Consider the following 19,037-nt stretch of genomic DNA (forward strand, 5'->3'; position numbering starts at 1 on the left):
AGTAATTCATAGTGTTTCTTAAAATACACTCGAACAGTATTAATCAAAACAAACCAAAATTATGAAAAAACCAGTTGTTAAACAACGATTACTCCACCGAATCATGAAAATAACGCTATTTCAGTTTGTCTTAGCACTTGTATTTTCAAGTGTTACAATGGCGAACAGTGTAAATGGACAAAGAAAACTAGATACAAAAGTTACGATTACTGTTTCAGATTTAACTTTAGATAATGCTTTATCTAAATTGCAAAAATCTGCACATGTAAAGTTTTCGTACAATTCAAGATTGCCGCAATTGAACCAAAAAGTTACAATTGAGGCCAATCAGGAAGTTTTGTCTAGTGTACTTAATCGAATTTTAAAACCCTTTAATATTACTTTCTCTGAGGTAAGTAATCAGATTATTTTACAGAAGGACAATTCATTAGAACCTTTTTCGAACTTAGATAGTAATAATTCTTTATTTGATGTGCTAATGGCAGGGCCTATCATTAAAGGAAAAGTTACTGATCCGTCTGGTGTGCCGCTTCCTGGCGCAACAGTTATGGCTAAAGGAACTAAAATTGCTGTATTAACAGATTTTGACGGAAATTTTTCTATCGAAATGCCTGCAAATAGTACTGCTTTGGTGATTTCTTATGTTGGAATGGAAACCAAAGAAATTGGTATTGAAAATACTTCACCTACAGTAATTTTGAACGAATCAGGCCAAAACCTGAAAGAAGTGATAGTTACAACAGGTTACGAAAAAACTTCAAAAAGAACTTTTACAGGAGCAATAAGTAAAATTTCGGGAGCAGAATTAAAAGTAGACGGGGTTGTAGATGTGAGCAGAATGATTGAAGGTAAAGCTGCTGGTGTAACAGTACAAAACATTACAGGAACATTTGGTACAGCTCCAAAAATTACAGTTCGTGGATCTTCTTCTATTTTTGGAGATACAAAACCGCTATGGGTAATTGATGGTGTTGTTCAGGAAGATATTATCAATTTGACATTTGCAGATTTAGCGTCTGGTAATTCAGAGACTTTATTGAGTTCGTCTATTGCTGGTTTAAATGCCAATGATATTCAAAATATTGAGATTTTAAAAGATGCCTCAGCAACTTCTATTTATGGTTCAAGATCATTAAACGGAGTTGTAGTTATTACTACAAAACAAGGTCGTAGAGATGCACCATTAAAAGTGAGTTATTCATTGGAACAAACTGTTAGGGCAGTTCCAAATTACAGCCAGTATGATATCCTGAATTCTCAGGAATCTATGAGTATCTTCAAAGAAATGGAATCTAAAGGATATCTGGATTTACCTTCAACAGTAAACGGAAGATATGGAGGAGCTTACAATATTTTAGGTAGAGCAATAAATACTTATGTGCCAGAAACAGATAGTTATTTGGTTAATAATGATCCTGTTAGCCGTAATAATTTCTTAAAGAAATACGAACAGGCAAATACAGACTGGTTTGGTGTATTATTTAGACCATCTATTACACAAAATCACTCTTTAAGCTTTTCTGGCGGTGGTAAAAACAATACATTTTATGCCTCTTTGGGATATTATACAGATCCGGGATGGACTATTGCCGATGATGTGAAACAAATTTCATCAAATATTAAAGGTACATTTTATGTAAATGACAGATTAAATGTTACGCTTTCTACTATGGCTTCTGTTCGTGACCAAGGCGCGCCTGGAAGTTATGAAAGCGAAAAAGATGTTGTTTTTGGTAAAGTAACTCGTGATTTTGATATCAACCCATTTAACTATGTATTAAATACAAGCAGAACTTTAAGACCATACGATGAAAATGGTAATCTGGAATACTACAGAAATAACTGGGCTAAAATGAATATTATCAATGAATTGGCAAACAATTTCATGGAAATTCAGGTTAAAGATATTCGTTTTCAATTGGATTTAGATTATAAAATTAATCCACACTTAAACTATAATTTAACAGGTTCTGCACGTTTTGCAAATACAAGTCGTGAGCACAAGATTATGGAAAATTCAAACGTAGTTGGAGCTTATAAAGCTGGAACTCCGGATGGTGAAGACGGTGTTAATACATTGGTTAGAGATCAAAATATATTTTTATATCAAGATCCGAATGATTTAACGGCTCCTAAAGTTTCTGTATTGCCAAATGGAGGTTTCTTAAGAAAATTTACAAATGACATGACTTCTTATAACTTAAGAAATAGTGTTAGTTATAGAAATACGTTAGATGATAAACACGAATTAGAAGGTTTATTTGGTACAGAATTAAGAGTTGTAGACAGAGGTAGCGATAATTTTACCGCTGCAGGTTTACAATACGACAGAGGTTTAACTGCTTTTACAGACCCAAGATTAATTGAAAAAATTATCAACGGAGGAGATTCTTATTACGGATTTAATGAAGAAAAAGAAAGAACAGTAGGTTTCTTCGGAAAAGTTGGTTATACGTATGATCGTCGTTATACAGCTTCTGTTACAGGACGTTATGACGGATCAAATAGACAAGGAAACAGTGATTCATCAAGATGGCTGCCAACTTATACTTTTAGTGGAAAATGGAATGTTGCCGAAGAAAAGTTTATGAAAAATGTTGAATCTGTAAATACTTTAGCTTTAAGAGCTTCGTACGGACTTACTGCAACTGCAGGACCTGCAACAAACTCATTGGCGATTTACAAAAGTTATATCACAGACCGTTTTGGCCTTGACGACAGAGAATCAGGGATTAATATTGAAGAATTACAAAATGGAAATTTAACCTGGGAAAAACAATTCGAAACCAACATTGGTGTTGATCTTGGAATGTTTAACAACAGAGTACAGTTTACTTCGGACATTTACAGCCGTAAAGCTTTTGATTTGGTTGATTATGTAATTACTTCAGGAATTGGTGGTCAAAGAATCAGACAAGGAAATAATGCTGATATGGAAACCAAAGGTCTTGAGATTGGTTTTACAACCAAAAACATTGATAATCGTGATTTTAAATGGTCTACAACACTTAATTTTTCTGTTTATTCTCAAAAAATCACAAAACTTGAAAATACACCAACTGCATTTGATTTAGTAGATGCAAACGGAGGAAATTCAATTGGTCATCCAAGAAATTCATTGTATTCTTATCAATTTACGGGTTTAAATAATCAGGGATTACCAACTTTTATTCTACAAGACGGAGCAGATAATAATATTACAGAAGCGAATTTTCAGGACAATTTGGATGTGACTAAATATTTGAAATACGAAGGTTCTATTGAGCCAAATAAATCACTTGGTTTAGCCAATACATTTACATATAAAAATTGGTCTTTATACGTATTCTTTGTAGGGTCAGGAGGTAACAAAGTACGTTTAAATCCTATTTATGATAGTACTTATGATGATTTAACAGTATTCACTAAAGATTTTACAAACCGTTGGATTAATCCGGGTGATGAAAACTTTACAAATGTACCTGTTATTGCAGACAGACGTTTGAATGCAAATTATGGAGGAGAACGTACATTGGCAAGAGCTTATAATACCTATAATTATTCTGATGCTCGTATTGCCGATGGAGATTTTGTAAGGCTTAAAAATATTTCATTAAGCTGGGAGTTTCCTAATGATTTCAAGAAAAAATTAGGATTAAGCACATTTACTTTAAAAGGATCTGCAGTTAACCCATGGTTAATTTATTCAGACAAAAAATTAAATGGTCAGGATCCTGAGTTCCGTAATTCTGGAGGTGTTGCTATGCCGGTTACGTCTCAATACACTTTTACTTTAAACATTTCATTATAATAGTTCAAAAACATGAAAAAATTAAAAATAACTTTATCGCTATTAATACTTATGAGTATTACTAGTTGTGATGATTTCTTGTCAGAGAAGCCAGATAACAGAACTGAAATAGATACCCCGGATAAAATATCAGAAATATTAGTGGGAGCGTATCCTCAAATGAGTTATTTTGATATTGCTGAAACAATGTCAGATAATGTTTTTGATAGTGGTATGGCAGAAACATTAATAAAAAACGAACAAAATTATAATTGGGAAATTCAGACAGAAACAACTGATATTGATACTCAGGCCTATTACTGGGATGCTTGCTATAAAGCAATTGCACATGCAAACAAGGCTTTGGAAGCAATAGATCAATTGGGAAATACAGCTGACTTAAACCCTCAAAAAGGAGAAGCACTTATAGCTAGGGCTTATGCTCATTTTATGCTGGTTTCATTATGGTCGCAACGCTATAACCCTGCAACAGCTTCTACAGATTTAGGTATTCCATATGTTACAAAACCTGAAACAGAATTAATAACAAAATATACAAGAAATACTGTAGCTGAAGTTTTTAAATTTATTGAAAACGATATTGAAGAAGGTTTAAAATATGTTGCCAATGATTACAAAGAACCAAAATTTCATTTTACTAAAAATGCTGCAAAAGCTTTTGCAAGCCGTTTTTACTTAGTAAAAGGAGATTGGGACAAAGTAATTTCTTTATCTGATGATTTAGGAAACAGGCCTGTTGGCAAACTAAGAAATCATTTAGTATATGAAGGTATAGGTGTAAATGACCAAAGATTAGCTTATGCAAGTAGTGATGCCGAAACAAATCTATTGATAGTTTCTGCAAATTCTATTGTAAGCAGATCGTATTACTCAAACCGTTTTTATCTTTCAGGTCCACGTTATCAACAAATATTTGGACCAGCGACTAATATTTTTGCAAAAGCGTGGTATTATAACTTTTATTCATCAAATAGTAGTATAACTGTATTTCAGCCTAAATTTTACGAGTATTTTAAATACTCAAATGTTACGGCAGGAATTGGAGATCCGTATGTTGCTGAAGTTTTATTAAGCAATGACGAATTTTTCCTTAACAGAATTGAAGCTCACGTAATGAAAGGCGAAATAAATGTTGCCAATGATGAGCTTGAATACTTTTGGTCAACAAGAACTGTAGGCTATGCAGCAACCGATAAAGTTACAGAAGCAAAAGTTGTAGCAAAATATCCAGTTATTGCCGATGAATATACTCCATTCTATGCAATATCTCCCGTACAAACATCGTATGTAAAAGCAATTGCAGAAACAAGAAGAAGAGATTTTGTACATGAAGGAATGAGATGGTTTGATGTAAAACGTTTTAATATCGTAGTTAATCACGAAACTGCCAACAAACCATTAAACACATTAGTAAAAGATGATAAGCGAAGAGCATTGCAAATTCCGCTTCATGCAACAAATACAGGTGTAGAGTTAAATCCTAGATAATCTTAAAAGCAAATTCTTATGAAACTAATAAAATATAAAAATATAGCATTATTACTTCTTGTTTCAATAGTTGCAATTTCATGCGCACAAGATGAGCAGCCGGGTGATAGTCAATTAGATTATACACAGCCCGAAAAAACAGCATTGGATAACTGGATTGCAACCACTTATTTAAATCCATACAATATTAATGTACAATATAAATGGAATCAAAATACAGTAGACAATAGTCGATTTTTATTTCCTCCAACAGTAGAAAAAGTTCAGCCAGCGCTTGAAATTGTTGAAACAATATGGCTTAAAAGTTATGCCACAGTTGGTGGTGCAGATTTTGTTAAAAAAATTGCTCCAAGAGAAATTGTTTTGGTAGGAGGTGTAAACTTGAATAGTGTAGGAACCAGAACACTTGGTATTGCAGAAGGAGGACAGCGTGTTACTTTGTTTGAAACAGATTATATAGACCAATCAGATCGTGAGAATGTTTCAGAATTTATTCATACAATACAACATGAGTATATCCACATTTTGAATCAGCACAAACCTTTTGACGAAAAATCATGGTCGGCCATAACTCCGGGAGGATATGTAGCAGATTGGTACAATTATGAAATTCCCGAATCAAACGAAATTGGATTCATTACAAGTTATGCAAGATCAAATATTAACGAAGATTTTGCTGAAACAGCTTCAATGATATTGATCTATTCAAAAGATGAATATGCTGCTTTTCTGGATGGTATTGAAGACCCTGCAGCTTATGCAGCATTAAAAGCAAAAGAAGCATTGGTAGTGAAATATTTTAAAGAAGCATTTGATATGGATTTTTATGCATTACGAGATGCCGCTGAAATCAATACAAGTACTGTAATAACTAATTAAACCAAGTATTATGAAAATTAAAAATATATATATGTTCTTATTTGCAGCATTTTTGGCACTGCAATTGAGCGCCTGCGACAATAATACTGATGCAGAACCAAAATTTGATCAAACACCAACTGAACGATTAAATGCCCAAAAAGCAGAGTTGAATGAAGCATTACTTTCTTCTCCGGAAGGCTGGAAAGCAGTTTATTTTACAGATAACACCGTTTTAGGTGGCTATACGCATTTATTTAAATTTGCTGCTAACGGAACTGTCGAAATGGCTTCTGATTTTGATGATGTTGCAAAAACGTATCTAAGTGAAGTGAGTGAATATCAGATACAGCTAGGAAGTACTGTAAGTCTGGTATTTACAACAAAAAACAAAATACACTTATTATCTGACTCAAACGATTACCCAATTGATGCTTTAACATCAGAGGGATATCGTGGTGATTTTCAGTTTTTGTATTACGGACAAGAAAATGGTGAAATTATTTTCAGAACAAATAGAAACAACCAGGAATTGCGTTTTGTAAAAGCAACAAAAGAAGATTGGGATGACCTAGTATTAAATTTTGATATGATCCCAAATATCATTGGAGACCCAACATTAGGACTTTACAGAGGTTTGGAAGTAAATAACGGAACAACTAAAACAACTTACGATTTTAATCCGTTTTCTACAGTTACACGTCACACTACAATCACCGACGCCGCAGGTTCATATGATATGGGTATCGGTTATGCACCAAACGGTTTGGTAGTTAGTCCTCCCGTAGTTGTTGGAAATCAGAAACTAAGTAATTTCATTTTTAATGAAACCGATGGAAGTTTTACTGCTACAGGAACAGGTAGTGTGAGTGCATCAATAAAATACTCTGATGTTCCATTTTTACTTACCGATGATTATAAAATATTACTTTCAGGAAGAGCATATTCGAGATTTGGTTACTATACAGATGATTATACTGTAGATGCAGCTACTAATTCAGCATTGTTTAATGAAGAAATAGCAAAAATAGATGCCAGTTTACCTGCTGGTCAGTATATTACAGGGGTGCAGTTGTATATGAACCACTCACTTGGAAATTTCATTTACTACACTTTCGTTGGACGAGGAGCACTTCAGCATTTTGTTGATGTACAGGAAGATGTAGCTGGTAAAAAAATCATCTTAAAACATAAATCATGGAATGGAAATACAACAGTAGCAACGCCTGCATTTCTTGCTAGTTTCGATAATTATTTAATGGATACTAACGGAATATACGTTAAAAAGGAAAGCTTTAAATTAGGATATTCAAATACAGTTTACACATTTAAAAGTTTATCAAGTACATTTAGAATGACTACTTGGCAGCTTAATTAACAGTTTTAGTTTTTATTTATTTTGAAGAAAAAGCAGCTCAAATTTTGGGCTGCTTTTTTAACTTAAACTTCACACCTGTAAATATGAAAAAGTATATCACACAAACAAATATCACATTATTTTTATGGGGGCCAATACTCCTTGTGATCTCACGGTTCTATCCGGATTATACAAGATATTATTTATATCTCTCTATAATTATCATGATTACATTTATGGTTTTAAAGATGATAAAACAAAGAAAAGAAGACAAACTAAATGATACAAAAGAGTTTCCGGCATCTGTTTATAAAATGTTTTTTATGATGGCAGTAGTGCTAATAGTTTTCTTTTTTATCACTAGGCAAAATCATATCTAAACATTATTTGTTTTTATTTTAAATGAAGCAGTTCAGACGAACTGCTTTTTTATTTTAGAATTGCTTGTTATTATTAGTTTTTGCTATTTTGAAACTGATCCGTTCTAAAAATCCTTTTTTTAAACTCAAAAAATCAGTATCTCTAAAGCTTTGTTGCTATGAACCTTTGCAACTTTGAACCTTTTTTGCAATTGTTATTTTTTTAAAAAAGGAATTATCATATATTTGACGTATCATTCAAAGACCCCGAATGATTAAGATTTTTCTGTGATTAATTGCAGAAATAACTAAAATAAATATTAATATTAATTTTGAATATGAAATTACTAGAAGGAAAAGTTGCCATCATTACAGGCGCTAGTCGTGGAATTGGAAAAGGAATTGCTGAAGTTTTCGCTAAACATGGTGCAAACGTCGCTTTTACATACAGTTCATCTGTAGAGTCAGCTCAGGCTTTAGAAGCAGAATTGAACGGTTTAGGAGTTAAAGCAAAAGGTTACCAATCAAATGCAGCTGATTTTAATGAAGCGCAAACTTTTGTTGATGCTGTTTTGGCAGATTTTGGAACAGTTGATATTTTAATTAACAACGCCGGAATCACAAAAGATAATTTATTGATGCGTATGTCAGAAGCTGATTTTGATCAGGTTATAGCTGTAAATCTAAAGTCAGTATTTAATATGACAAAGGCAATTCAAAAAACATTCTTAAAACAACGCGCAGGTTCTATTATCAATATTAGTTCAGTAGTTGGAGTATCAGGAAACGCGGGACAAACAAATTATGCAGCCTCAAAAGCCGGCGCAATTGGTTTTACAAAATCTGTAGCATTAGAGTTGGGTTCACGTAATATTCGTTGCAATGCAATTGCTCCGGGATTTATCGAAACCGAAATGACTGCAAAATTACCAGAAGACGTAGTAAAAGGATGGAGAGACGGAATTCCGTTGAAACGTGGCGGAACTACAGAAGATGTAGCAAACGCATGTCTTTTCTTAGCTTCAGATTTAAGTGCTTATGTTACAGGACAAGTACTTAATGTTTGTGGAGGAATGCTAACATAAGGTACCGAGGTTATAAGTTACAAAGGTTCAAAGGTTTTAGTAATCAGTTTTATCTGGCTCTAGAATAAAAACTGAACACAACAGTCAAAATACTGACTTTAAAATCTGATTACTGTAAACTGATACTGAATACTAAATAAATATGACTACAAATACGATTCTGTTAATATTACTATCTTTAGTAATCGCTGGAGGCTTGTCGTATTTTCAATATTTTTTCAAAGCCAAAAACAAATCCAATGTGATTTGGTTTTTGGCTTTTTTACGTTTTTTAGCCATTTTCGGATTATTGCTTTTATTGATAAATCCGATAATGACCAAGAATTTCCTTGAAATTACCAAAACACCTTTGGCAATTGCTGTTGATAATTCAAGTTCGATAGTTGCTTTAAAATCAGACGAAAAAACTGCTGAACTATATAAAGCTCTGGTTTCAAATCCTGCGCTTAAGGAAAAATTTGAAATTCAGTCCTATCAATTCGACGCAGATTTTAAACCTTCAGATAAATTTGATTTTAAAGGAAAACAAACCAACTTAGATGAAGTTGCCAAAAACTTAAAAAGCATCAACAAAAACCTGATTTTCCCAACCGTTATTATTACCGACGGAAATCAAACTACAGGAAACGATTATGTATATCGCTTTGATCCTGTCAATAAAGTTTATCCTTTGGTTGTGGGAGATACAACCACGTTTTTAGATTTAAAAATCAATCAGTTAAACGTAAACAAATACGCTTTTCATAAAAATAAATTTCCGGTTGAAGTTTTTCTGCAATATGCCGGAGATAAAACAATAAATGCAGATTTTACCATTTCGCAAGGAAATTCGGTTGTAGCAAAAGAAAAAATTTCTTTTTCACCTTCTAAAAAAACAGCCACTTTAAATTTACTTTTACCAGCAGATAAAGTAGGCTTGCAAATTTTTAAAGCAACCATTTCTACCAATATAAAAGAGAAAAACAACTACAATAACGTCAAGAATTTTGCAGTCGAAATTATCGATCAAAAGTCAACAATTGCAATAGTTTCATCAATAAATCATCCCGATATTGCTTCTTTAAAGCGTTCGATAGAAGTTAATGCACAGCGTAAAGTGATTTTGGTTAAACCAAATGATATTAATCAGTTACAAGATGTTTCTGTTTTAGTTTTGTATCAGCCAACAACAGCTTTTAAGGCTATTTTCGACAACAATAAATTAGCCGGAACAAACACCTTTATCATCACCGGAAACAATACCGATTTTAATTTTTTAAACCAACAGCAAAATAATTTGGTTTTTAAAATGAGCAATCAAAGAGAAGATTATTTAAACGAATTTCAATCGCAATTTAATTTGTTTGCGATAGATAATATCGGATTCGAAAATTTTCCACCGTTGCAAAATCCATTCGGAACAATTACCACAAACGGAAACGTATCTGTTTTACTTTCGTCTAAAATTAGAAACGTATCTACAAATGCTCCTTTATTGGCTTTCGCCGAAAATCAAGGAAAACGAACCGCCTTTCTTTTAGGAGAAAACAGCTGGAAATGGCGTATGCAAAGTCATATCGACAATCAATCCTTTGATAAATACGATGTTTTTGTAGATAAGATAATTCAGTTTTTGGCAACATCAACTTCAAGAAAATCATTGGTTGTAACGCACGAGAGCTTTTACAATTCAGGAGAAGCCATTGTAATCAATGCGCAATATTTCAACAAAAATTACGAGTTCGACGAAAAAGCAAGATTAACAATCACCGTTACAAATGCTGAAACCAAACAAGTTAAAAACTACGATTTATTAAAAGGAAATAATTCTTTCTCAGCAAATCTGGACGGTTTGCAAGCCGGTAAATATAATTTTACAGTAAAAGAATTAAACTCAAATACCGTTTATTCAAGTCATTTTGAGATTTTAGATTTTGATATCGAAAAACAATTTGTAAATCCAGATGTTGTAAAACTAAAACAATTGGCGTTACAAACCAACGGAACAGCATTTTTCCAAAACCAAGTTGATGATTTGATTAAAACTTTAATAGAAAACAAAGAATACAAATCAATCGAAAAAAACATCTCAACTAAAACACCATTAATTGACTGGGTTTGGTTGTTGATTTTAATTGCCGTTTTATTGACTACGGAATGGTTTATTAGAAAATATAATGGATTGTTGTAAAATGTTTTTTCTCAATCAAATAAAATAAATTTATAAGATGGATGATATCCAGAATATTTTAGATGAAACATTTCCTTTAGTTGAAAGATTACTAAAAGAGTATGGTGAGTTCTATCCATTATCTTCTGCTGTAAATATTGAACAAAAAGTTGAACATGTTATTCTTGAAGAAGATGAAGAGAATGACAATCCAGAATCAAATTCAGTAATAGCAGAACTAAAAAAAGAATTACGTTGGAGAAAAGATGAATTTCTGGCTATAGCAATTTTTTATGATGTTAAAGTAAAAGAACAACAAACTGATGCTATTGCTGTTTTTGTTGAGCATAAAAAAGAAATGGAAGCTTTTACATTTTATTATCATTATGAATTGGTAGATAATGATTTAATATTTGGAAAATCTTGGAAAACGATCGAAAAAATGCAAATTTTTGAAAATTAGAAAAGTAATATTTAAAAAGATCAAGTTATTTTTTTGTTTGTAACTGCTTTTTAAAATCATAATGGATTGTTGTAGCTTCGATAAACATTTAAATTAAGTAAAATCTAAAATTTTTAATATATGCTAGATTCATTCAAAAGTAATAGTAAAGAAGATGTTGTTTTTAATAAGTTTAAAATGCAACTTGAAAACAAAGGCTTAACTATTGATTCTATTGATAAAGATGGATTTATTCTTATAAATGTAGAAGAATCTGAATTAAAAGTAAGTTTAGATAATATTAGGCGCAATTACGAAAGAGATAATGATGATAGTTATATTACAGATTTAGTTAATACAATTGTTTCACATTCATCAAAAAAAGAAGATTGGGAGAATATAAAAGATAAAATTTACGTACAATTTTTCCCTAATGACTTTGAGTTTGAAAACCTGATATATGAAAAGGTAACAAATGAATTTAGTAAAGTTTTTATGCTAAATACTAATAATAATTTTTCATTTATTTCTGATGATGATTTGATAGACTGGAACTTAGACTTAGAAGAACTAAAAAAACAAGTTGATTTAAATTTAGACACTTTTTTAGATAAAGTTCAGATAGAGATTGAAGATGTTGATAATCATAAACTAGGAATGATTCATATTGAAGAAGTTTGGCTTAAAAGTGCTTGTCTCTTTTCATCAAAAATTAAGGATTTAGTTAAAAATAATATTGGTTTCCCATTTTATGCTGTTATTCCTGTGAGAGATTTTTGTTATATCTTTGGAGAACAAGATTTTGGGTATTTTTCTGAACGTCTTGGTTCTGTCGTAGTTGAAGAATATGAGAAATCAGGATATCCAATTACAACTGAAATTTTGAAATTTTCAGAAACTGGAGTTGAAGCAATGGGAAAATATTAAATAACATGGATTTCCGCCTAAAAGTTTTCTACACCGTTGCACTCCGTCTTAATTTTACTAAAGCGGCAACAGAACTGTATATTACACAGCCGGCAGTTTCGAAACACATTCAGGAACTCGAAGAAACCTACAAAACCAAACTCTTTGAACGAAACGGTTCTAAAATAGCACTAACTCCCGCAGGAGAAATTCTGCTAAAACATACCAAAAGTATTTTTGAAGTTTATCGTAAAATCGATTTTGATATGAGTTCGTTTAGTAGCGAACGTCAGGGATTACTGAGATTAGGGACAAGTACAACCATTTCACAATATATTATTTCTCCCGTTTTAGCACGATTTCACCAAAAACAGCAAGATATAAAAGTCAATTTGCTGAACGGAAATACAGAACAAATCGAAAATTCTTTAATTAACAAAGAAATCGAAATTGGCATTGTTGAAGGACAATCTAAAAATCAGTCTATAAAGTATATTCCGTTTTTAAAAGACGAATTGGTTTTGGTTTGCAGCAGTAAAAATCCTTTAGTAAAACAAAGTGAAATTACTGTAGATGATTTAAAATCAATGAAATTCATAACCAGAGAGCGTGGCTCAGGAACACTTGAAGTTATAGAATTTGCTTTAAAACAAGTTGGGGTAAAATTATCTGACTTACAAATCGAAATGCAATTAGGAAGCACAGAAAGCATAAAATCCTATCTTTTAAATTCAGATTGTTTTGCTTTTATGTCAATTCATGCTGTAGATAAAGAATTGAAAAACAAAGAATTAATTGTTTTGGATGTTGAAAAATTATCTGTTGAAAGATATTTTTATATCATCACATTACTCGGAAAATCAGACGCCTTGTCTGAATTATTCATTCAAAATATTTCTTCTTACTATAACCTGAAGTTATAGCCGATTGTATTTTACGATTGGCGTTTTCAATATAAAGGGCAGACCTTTGTAAGGTAAAATATCAAGTACCTTATTTTGAAAACGAAACAACATACAACAGCACATTTATTTGAAGTTAACCTTTATATCCAACAAGCCGTTTTTGCATTGGTGATTATTTTGTGTTTGTTTTCGATTATTTCTCCGGCAATTGCTTTGCTGTTGGGCGTTTTGATCGTAAATGTTTTCGGAAATCCATTTATTGCATTCAATCATAAAGCGATTACTTATTTATTGCAATTTTCTGTGGTTGGTTTAGGTTTCGGGATGAATGCAGCATCTGCCATTTCAGCCGGAAAAGAAGGTTTTTTATTGACTATACTTTCTATTTTCAGCACTTTAGTTTTTGGAACGCTCTTAGGGAAATGGTTAAAAACAGACAGAAAAACATCACATTTAATTTCATGCGGAACTGCAATTTGTGGCGGAAGTGCCATTGCCGCAATTTCTCCCGTAATTAAATCAAACGAAAACCAAACTTCAATTGCGCTCGGCGTTATTTTTATTCTGAATTCTATTGCGTTATTTGCCTTCCCATTTATTGGACATCAGCTGGATTTATCACAAAAAGAATTTGGTTTATGGTGCGCTATTGCCATTCATGACACAAGTTCTGTAGTTGGTGCGGCCAATAAATACGGTGCCGAAGCTTTGCAAATTGCAACAACCGTAAAGTTAGCCAGAGCCTTATGGATCATTCCAATCTCGCTTTTAACAGCTTTACTTTTTAATAAAAAATCTGAAAATAGCGGAACAAAAATCAAGATTCCTTATTTTATTGGTTTGTTTATTCTGGCAATGCTTTTTAATACTTATGTACCTGCAACAGCAATCATAGCGCCTCAAATTGTGGGTATTGCTAAAATTGGTTTAACAATAACTTTGTTTCTAATTGGTGCAACATTAAATATAAACACATTAAAATCAGTAGGAGTGAAGCCTTTATTTCAGGGAATATTTTTATGGATTTTTATTGCAGGTTTAAGTTTAACCGCAATTCTATATCTGAATTAATTTTTTATTTCACCATATAAGTTATATAAGTTCATTTAATATATTATTATTTGCTGCTTTTATTAAAAAAAGAATTCAAAAAACAAATAAAGCTTTAATATGAACTTATTTAACTTATATGGTAAAAAAAGATTATTTTATTTTCACAACCGGCTTACCAACAACTTTATAACGTTTGCCGCTAAATGTATATCGCTTTTCGATGGTAAATGTAAATTGCTTTTTTGTTTTAGCCATTTGTGCCACTTCATCCGGTAAACTAACTTCAAATTCTGCATCAGCTCCCGGTTTATGGTAGGTACCAGTTGTAGTGATAAGAATATCTCGGAAATATTTTTTATTGTTATCATTTATAACCTTATACGAACTGGACCAGCTTACGTCTTCAACATTTGTAAGCTGATATTGAAAAGCTTCCATGATGGGTTGGTATTTTCCATCCAAACCAACAACAAGATACAAAGTTCCGTCAAACGGTCCACCGCCGCCGCCATTTACATGCAACAACGTAAAAGCGTACTGATCATCTCCAATTTCTAAAAGTTTAGGTTTAGGAGATTGTGCAAAAGCCCCGAATGCAGCAACAGCCGGTTGAAAAGATCTCATTTCCCACAGTTTATCATTTTTGGCAAATTTAGCAACGCCTAAAAGACCGCCGGTAAATCTGCTGGTTTGTAAACCATCTTCATCATAAACAGAATGATTAAAAAACAATAATTTAAATTGATTTCCTTTAGAATCCGTATAATCAATATTAGAAAGAAGTCTGGTTGAAACACCTTGGTTATAAGGAAATAATGGATCGGCTTCTTCACCATTAACATCAACATAAGAGGTAGGTTTGCAGCTTTTGCATTTCCAGCTTAAAAAAGTATTATGATCAGAAAGATTGTATAGTTTTCCAGGAAATAATTTTTGCATTGCTTTTGCAGGATCCAGCGGATCAGCAATAGACAAAGTTCTTTTGGGATTTAAAATGGTATCGCTAACACTTTTCAATTGCACAATATCATCTTGTGCCGAACAAATAGAGGTAAATATCAAAAAAAGAAAACTCAGGCGAATAAGGCGCATATATTTAATTTAGAATAAAAAGAAAACGAAGTTACAAAGAAACTTTTAATATGAACTTATATCATTTATAGGGTTCAAAAAATTATAAAAATTAAATTTACAGAATATTTGCAAGTATTCTTTTGAATTATATTTAAATGAGATAAATTTGCCCCCTCAAACAAATTTACAAATGAAAAACTTTAAAATGAAATCAAAACTAATCGCTTTTTTTGCATTAGGGATTGGATTTTTGACATTATCATGGGGAATCGTTGGCCATGAACGTATTAACAAAGCTGCAGTTATGGCTTTGCCTCATCCACTGCAAGTATTCTTTTATAATCATATTGATTTTATTACACAGGAAGCTTCGGTTCCGGACATTCGTAAATACGCCCTGAATTATAAAGAGGAGAATCCGAGACATTATTTTGATATGGAAAATTTTGGTTCGGCAGACACCTGGCCACAAACCATGGAAGACGCAAAGAAAAAATACGATGCGAAATTCCTGAACGACAACGGAATATTGCCTTGGTATATTGAAGATTTAATGGTTAAATTAACCAAAGCTTTTAAAGATAAAAACAGAGCAGAAATTTTATTTCTTGCTGCAGATTTAGGTCATTATGTAGGTGATGCACATATGCCATTACACACATCTGCAAATCACGACGGACAATTGAGTGACCAAAAAGGGATTCATTCACTTTGGGAAAGCAGATTGCCGGAATTGTTCGCAAAAAATTATAAATTAAATGTTCCTCAGGCGCAATATTATGAAGATGTTCATAAAGCAACCTGGGATATGATTAATGATACACATAGTCTAGCTCAGCCTTTATTGGATATTGATAAAAAACTAAGAACTGCAACTCCTGAAAATGAAGTTTTTAAAATGGATGCAGATGGAAAAGTATTGAAAACCAAATACAATACGGCTGTTTTTTCTGATGAATATGCTAAGAAACTGCATAAAGATTTAAACGGAATGGTTGAAAGCCAAATGAGAAAAGCCATTACAGCAACTGCGAGTTATTGGTATACTGCCTGGGTCAATGCCGGAAAACCTGATTTAAGTGATTTAGATTCACCAGCGGTTACACAAAGAAATAATCAGGCATTAAAAGACGATTTAAAACTATATCAACAAGGAGATCTTTTTGGTATGAAAAATCAGAACGACTAAGAAAAAGTTTTTTTAGTTTCAAGTTTCAAGTTGAAATACGAATAATAAATGCTGAAAATTCTATCTAAACAAAAGAGTTTCAAATTCAAATGAATTTGAGACTCTTTTGTTTTAGCTCTTTCTCTCCGTTTATCAGAAATGACAAAATTATACGGTTAAATTGGAATTTGTAATTTTAAAAAATTGGAATTTAAAATTTTTGATATTTTTTATTCTTCAACATATATGAGGCCGATTGATAAAAAGAAACCGCATTATTTACTAAATCAGTTCTTTCTGTTTTCAACGGAATTTCATCATAATAAATTTGATAATCATTCTGAATACCAGCTTTTGGCTTTAATTTTAAATTGAATTGCTTTACTACTTTTTTCGGAGATAAAATGGTCAGAACATTGTCTTTTATCAATCCTAAATCCTGATAAGTTGCAATAAAGGCGCGCGGTTTATAATCAGGTTTTAAAACATCCTGACCGAAAAATTTACTTTCATAATCAAAATGTAAAAGTCCGAAAAGCGTGGGCATTAAATCAATCTGCGACATTAGTTTATTGCATTTTTCTGGTTTTATATCAGAATTGTAAATAAAAGCCGGAATTCTGTATTTGTCTAACGGAAGTTGTGTTTTTCCGGCACTTGAAGCACAATGATCTGCAACAATTACAAAAACGGTATTCTTAAACCATGATTGTTTACTCGCCATTTCAAAGAATTTTCTCAAAGCAAAATCTGTATATTTTACACCTCCATCACGCGATTTAATATCACCCGGAATATCAATTTTATTATTCGGGTAAGTAAAAGGCCTGTGATTACTCACCGTCATAATATGATTGAAGAAAGGCTTATTTTCCTTTGCCTCGGCATTCATTACTTCTACAGCTTTATTGTACATGTCTTCATCACAAACGCCCCAAACGTTTGAAAATGTGATTTCTTCTGGTGAAAAACTCGATTGATCTACAATTGTATAGCCATTTCCGGAATAGAAATCCTGCATATTATCAAAAAAAGCGTCTCCGCCGTACATGAATTTTACGTCGTATCCTTTTTGTTTAAAAATAAAGCCTGTAGAAAATTTATTTTTATTGTCTTCCCTTTTTACAACACTTTCACCGGCGGTAGGCGGTAAGCACAAAGTAACAGCTTCAAGTCCGCGTACAGTTCTGTTTCCGGCAGCATACAAATTCGTAAATTGTAAACTTTTTTGAGACAGGCTATCCAAAAATGGCGTTATATTTTGTTCATTTCCATATGCTTTCATGAAATCTGCACTCAAACTTTCTATCGTAATTAATACTACATTTTTATGGTTTTCAGTAGAATCACTACTTATTGTTTGCTTTGTGTTTTCTTCAGTAATATTAGGAAATTGCTGTTTTAAAACAGAAAAAGCTTCTTTTTCGGGAAGTGTTTTATAAAATTTAAAATAATCTAATTTGTTATTCTCAAATGCGAGATAAAATTTATATAATCCATTTGCCTGTAATTCATTAACGAAAATATTTTTTGAATTTTCAGTTTTGGCAAAAGTGGGAATAGCAATTAGGGAAACTGAAAATAAACCCAAATATAGGACTGTAAGTTTTATTTTTTCGTTTAATGTTGGAATCTCATTGATGAAATTTTTAGAATTTTTGAGAATGAAATAGGTAACAATTCCAGTAATCAGAAATAAAGCCGAAAATAAAGGAATGACAGGGTAAGACTGCATAATATTTCCAATAACTTCATTGGTATAGATAAGATAATTTACAGCAATGAAATTGTATTTTACTCCAAATTCGTTCCAAAAGAAATATTCGCTTAAACCATTTTGAAGAATCAGGAAAACATATAAAAAGATCACAAAAGCAAACAGCCAAAACCTTATTTTTGCTCTTAGTTTTGGTAAAAAAAGCAAAAGGGCAAAAAGTATTGTTTTAATTCCGATAAAAATTAAAACAATTTTTGGCAAGGCACCTCCATATTCATCAAAAATACTTTTACCCGAAGCCACATATAGAAATAATGCAGTAAAAATTCCAAGAATAATATATCCAGAAGGTTTGTTGTATTTTAAATTGGAGATAAAAATCAGATACATCCATAAAAATATACTGGCAACAACAAAAACAAAAACATCAGATATTAATCCTAAAGTAAAGATTTTCAGGCTTTCAAAAATTGTAAATGAGCTTTGTGTTATCGGATGGAAAAACAAAACAATTCGCAACACAAAACTAATAATGAAATAAAACAAAGCAAGGTTGTAAAAGGGAGAAAGCTTCTTATATAAAGTCATGATACTATAATTTATGCAAAATTAATTTTGGCAGATTAATTCAGGATTAAGCTGGCTTTTACCTTACTTAGTGTTAGCTTAATATTTGCTTAAGATCT

Annotated in this window: 13 protein-coding genes; 11 read left to right on the plus strand and 2 right to left on the minus strand. The window is 31.9% G+C overall.

What is annotated here, in order from left to right; genetic code table 11:
- The first annotated feature begins 61 nt into the window (after nucleotides 1-61).
- From BUE22_RS06115 to BUE22_RS06160, 10 genes are all read left to right on the plus strand, one after another.
- Nucleotides 62-3,790: a SusC/RagA family TonB-linked outer membrane protein gene (locus BUE22_RS06115; protein ID WP_073394163.1), complete on the plus strand. Its 3,729-nt coding sequence runs from the start codon at nucleotides 62-64 to the stop codon at nucleotides 3,788-3,790.
- A 12-nt stretch (nucleotides 3,791-3,802) separates the two neighbouring features.
- On the plus strand, nucleotides 3,803-5,278 hold the full coding sequence (locus tag BUE22_RS06120) for a RagB/SusD family nutrient uptake outer membrane protein (protein ID WP_073394164.1): 1,476 nt from the start codon (nucleotides 3,803-3,805) through the stop codon (nucleotides 5,276-5,278).
- An 18-nt stretch (nucleotides 5,279-5,296) separates the two neighbouring features.
- Nucleotides 5,297-6,157: a substrate import-associated zinc metallohydrolase lipoprotein gene (locus BUE22_RS06125; protein ID WP_084540221.1), complete on the plus strand. Its 861-nt coding sequence runs from the start codon at nucleotides 5,297-5,299 to the stop codon at nucleotides 6,155-6,157.
- A gap of 10 nt (nucleotides 6,158-6,167) precedes the next feature.
- Nucleotides 6,168-7,514, plus strand: coding sequence for a DUF4302 domain-containing protein (locus BUE22_RS06130; RefSeq protein ID WP_073394166.1), 1,347 nt, complete (start codon nucleotides 6,168-6,170; stop codon nucleotides 7,512-7,514).
- 676 nt (nucleotides 7,515-8,190) lie between these two features.
- Nucleotides 8,191-8,937, plus strand: a complete 747-nt coding sequence (fabG, locus tag BUE22_RS06135) for a 3-oxoacyl-[acyl-carrier-protein] reductase (protein ID WP_042567031.1) — start codon at nucleotides 8,191-8,193, stop codon at nucleotides 8,935-8,937.
- Between the two features lie 142 nt (nucleotides 8,938-9,079).
- Complete coding sequence (locus tag BUE22_RS06140; RefSeq protein WP_073394167.1) at nucleotides 9,080-11,107, plus strand: hypothetical protein; 2,028 nt, start codon at nucleotides 9,080-9,082, stop codon at nucleotides 11,105-11,107.
- A 37-nt stretch (nucleotides 11,108-11,144) separates the two neighbouring features.
- Entirely contained in the window at nucleotides 11,145-11,549 is a 405-nt protein-coding gene (locus BUE22_RS06145) for a hypothetical protein (protein ID WP_073394168.1), read from the plus strand.
- A 120-nt stretch (nucleotides 11,550-11,669) separates the two neighbouring features.
- The gene (locus BUE22_RS06150; protein ID WP_073394169.1) at nucleotides 11,670-12,455 is read left to right on the plus strand and encodes a hypothetical protein; all 786 of its coding nucleotides are present in this window, start codon (nucleotides 11,670-11,672) and stop codon (nucleotides 12,453-12,455) included.
- A 5-nt stretch (nucleotides 12,456-12,460) separates the two neighbouring features.
- Complete coding sequence (locus BUE22_RS06155; RefSeq protein WP_073394170.1) at nucleotides 12,461-13,357, plus strand: LysR family transcriptional regulator; 897 nt, start codon at nucleotides 12,461-12,463, stop codon at nucleotides 13,355-13,357.
- Between the two features lie 75 nt (nucleotides 13,358-13,432).
- Nucleotides 13,433-14,410, plus strand: coding sequence for a YeiH family protein (locus BUE22_RS06160; RefSeq protein ID WP_073394171.1), 978 nt, complete (start codon nucleotides 13,433-13,435; stop codon nucleotides 14,408-14,410).
- Nucleotides 14,411-14,542: 132 nt separating this feature from the next.
- On the opposite strand, the gene BUE22_RS06165 is transcribed toward BUE22_RS06160, so the two are convergent.
- Entirely contained in the window at nucleotides 14,543-15,484 is a 942-nt protein-coding gene (locus tag BUE22_RS06165) for a hypothetical protein (protein WP_073394172.1), read from the minus strand.
- 172 nt (nucleotides 15,485-15,656) lie between these two features.
- Between BUE22_RS06165 and BUE22_RS06170 the strand changes: the two genes are divergently transcribed.
- Entirely contained in the window at nucleotides 15,657-16,655 is a 999-nt protein-coding gene (locus tag BUE22_RS06170; protein ID WP_073394173.1) for a zinc dependent phospholipase C family protein, read from the plus strand.
- A 190-nt stretch (nucleotides 16,656-16,845) separates the two neighbouring features.
- On the opposite strand, the gene BUE22_RS06175 is transcribed toward BUE22_RS06170, so the two are convergent.
- Nucleotides 16,846-18,939 carry an LTA synthase family protein gene (locus tag BUE22_RS06175; protein ID WP_073394174.1) on the minus strand — a complete coding sequence of 698 codons (2,094 nt, stop codon included), beginning with the start codon at nucleotides 18,937-18,939 and terminating at the stop codon, nucleotides 16,846-16,848.
- Nucleotides 18,940-19,037 lie beyond the last annotated feature (98 nt).

This window comes from Flavobacterium pectinovorum (genome assembly GCF_900142715.1).
Classification (GTDB): domain Bacteria; phylum Bacteroidota; class Bacteroidia; order Flavobacteriales; family Flavobacteriaceae; genus Flavobacterium; species Flavobacterium pectinovorum.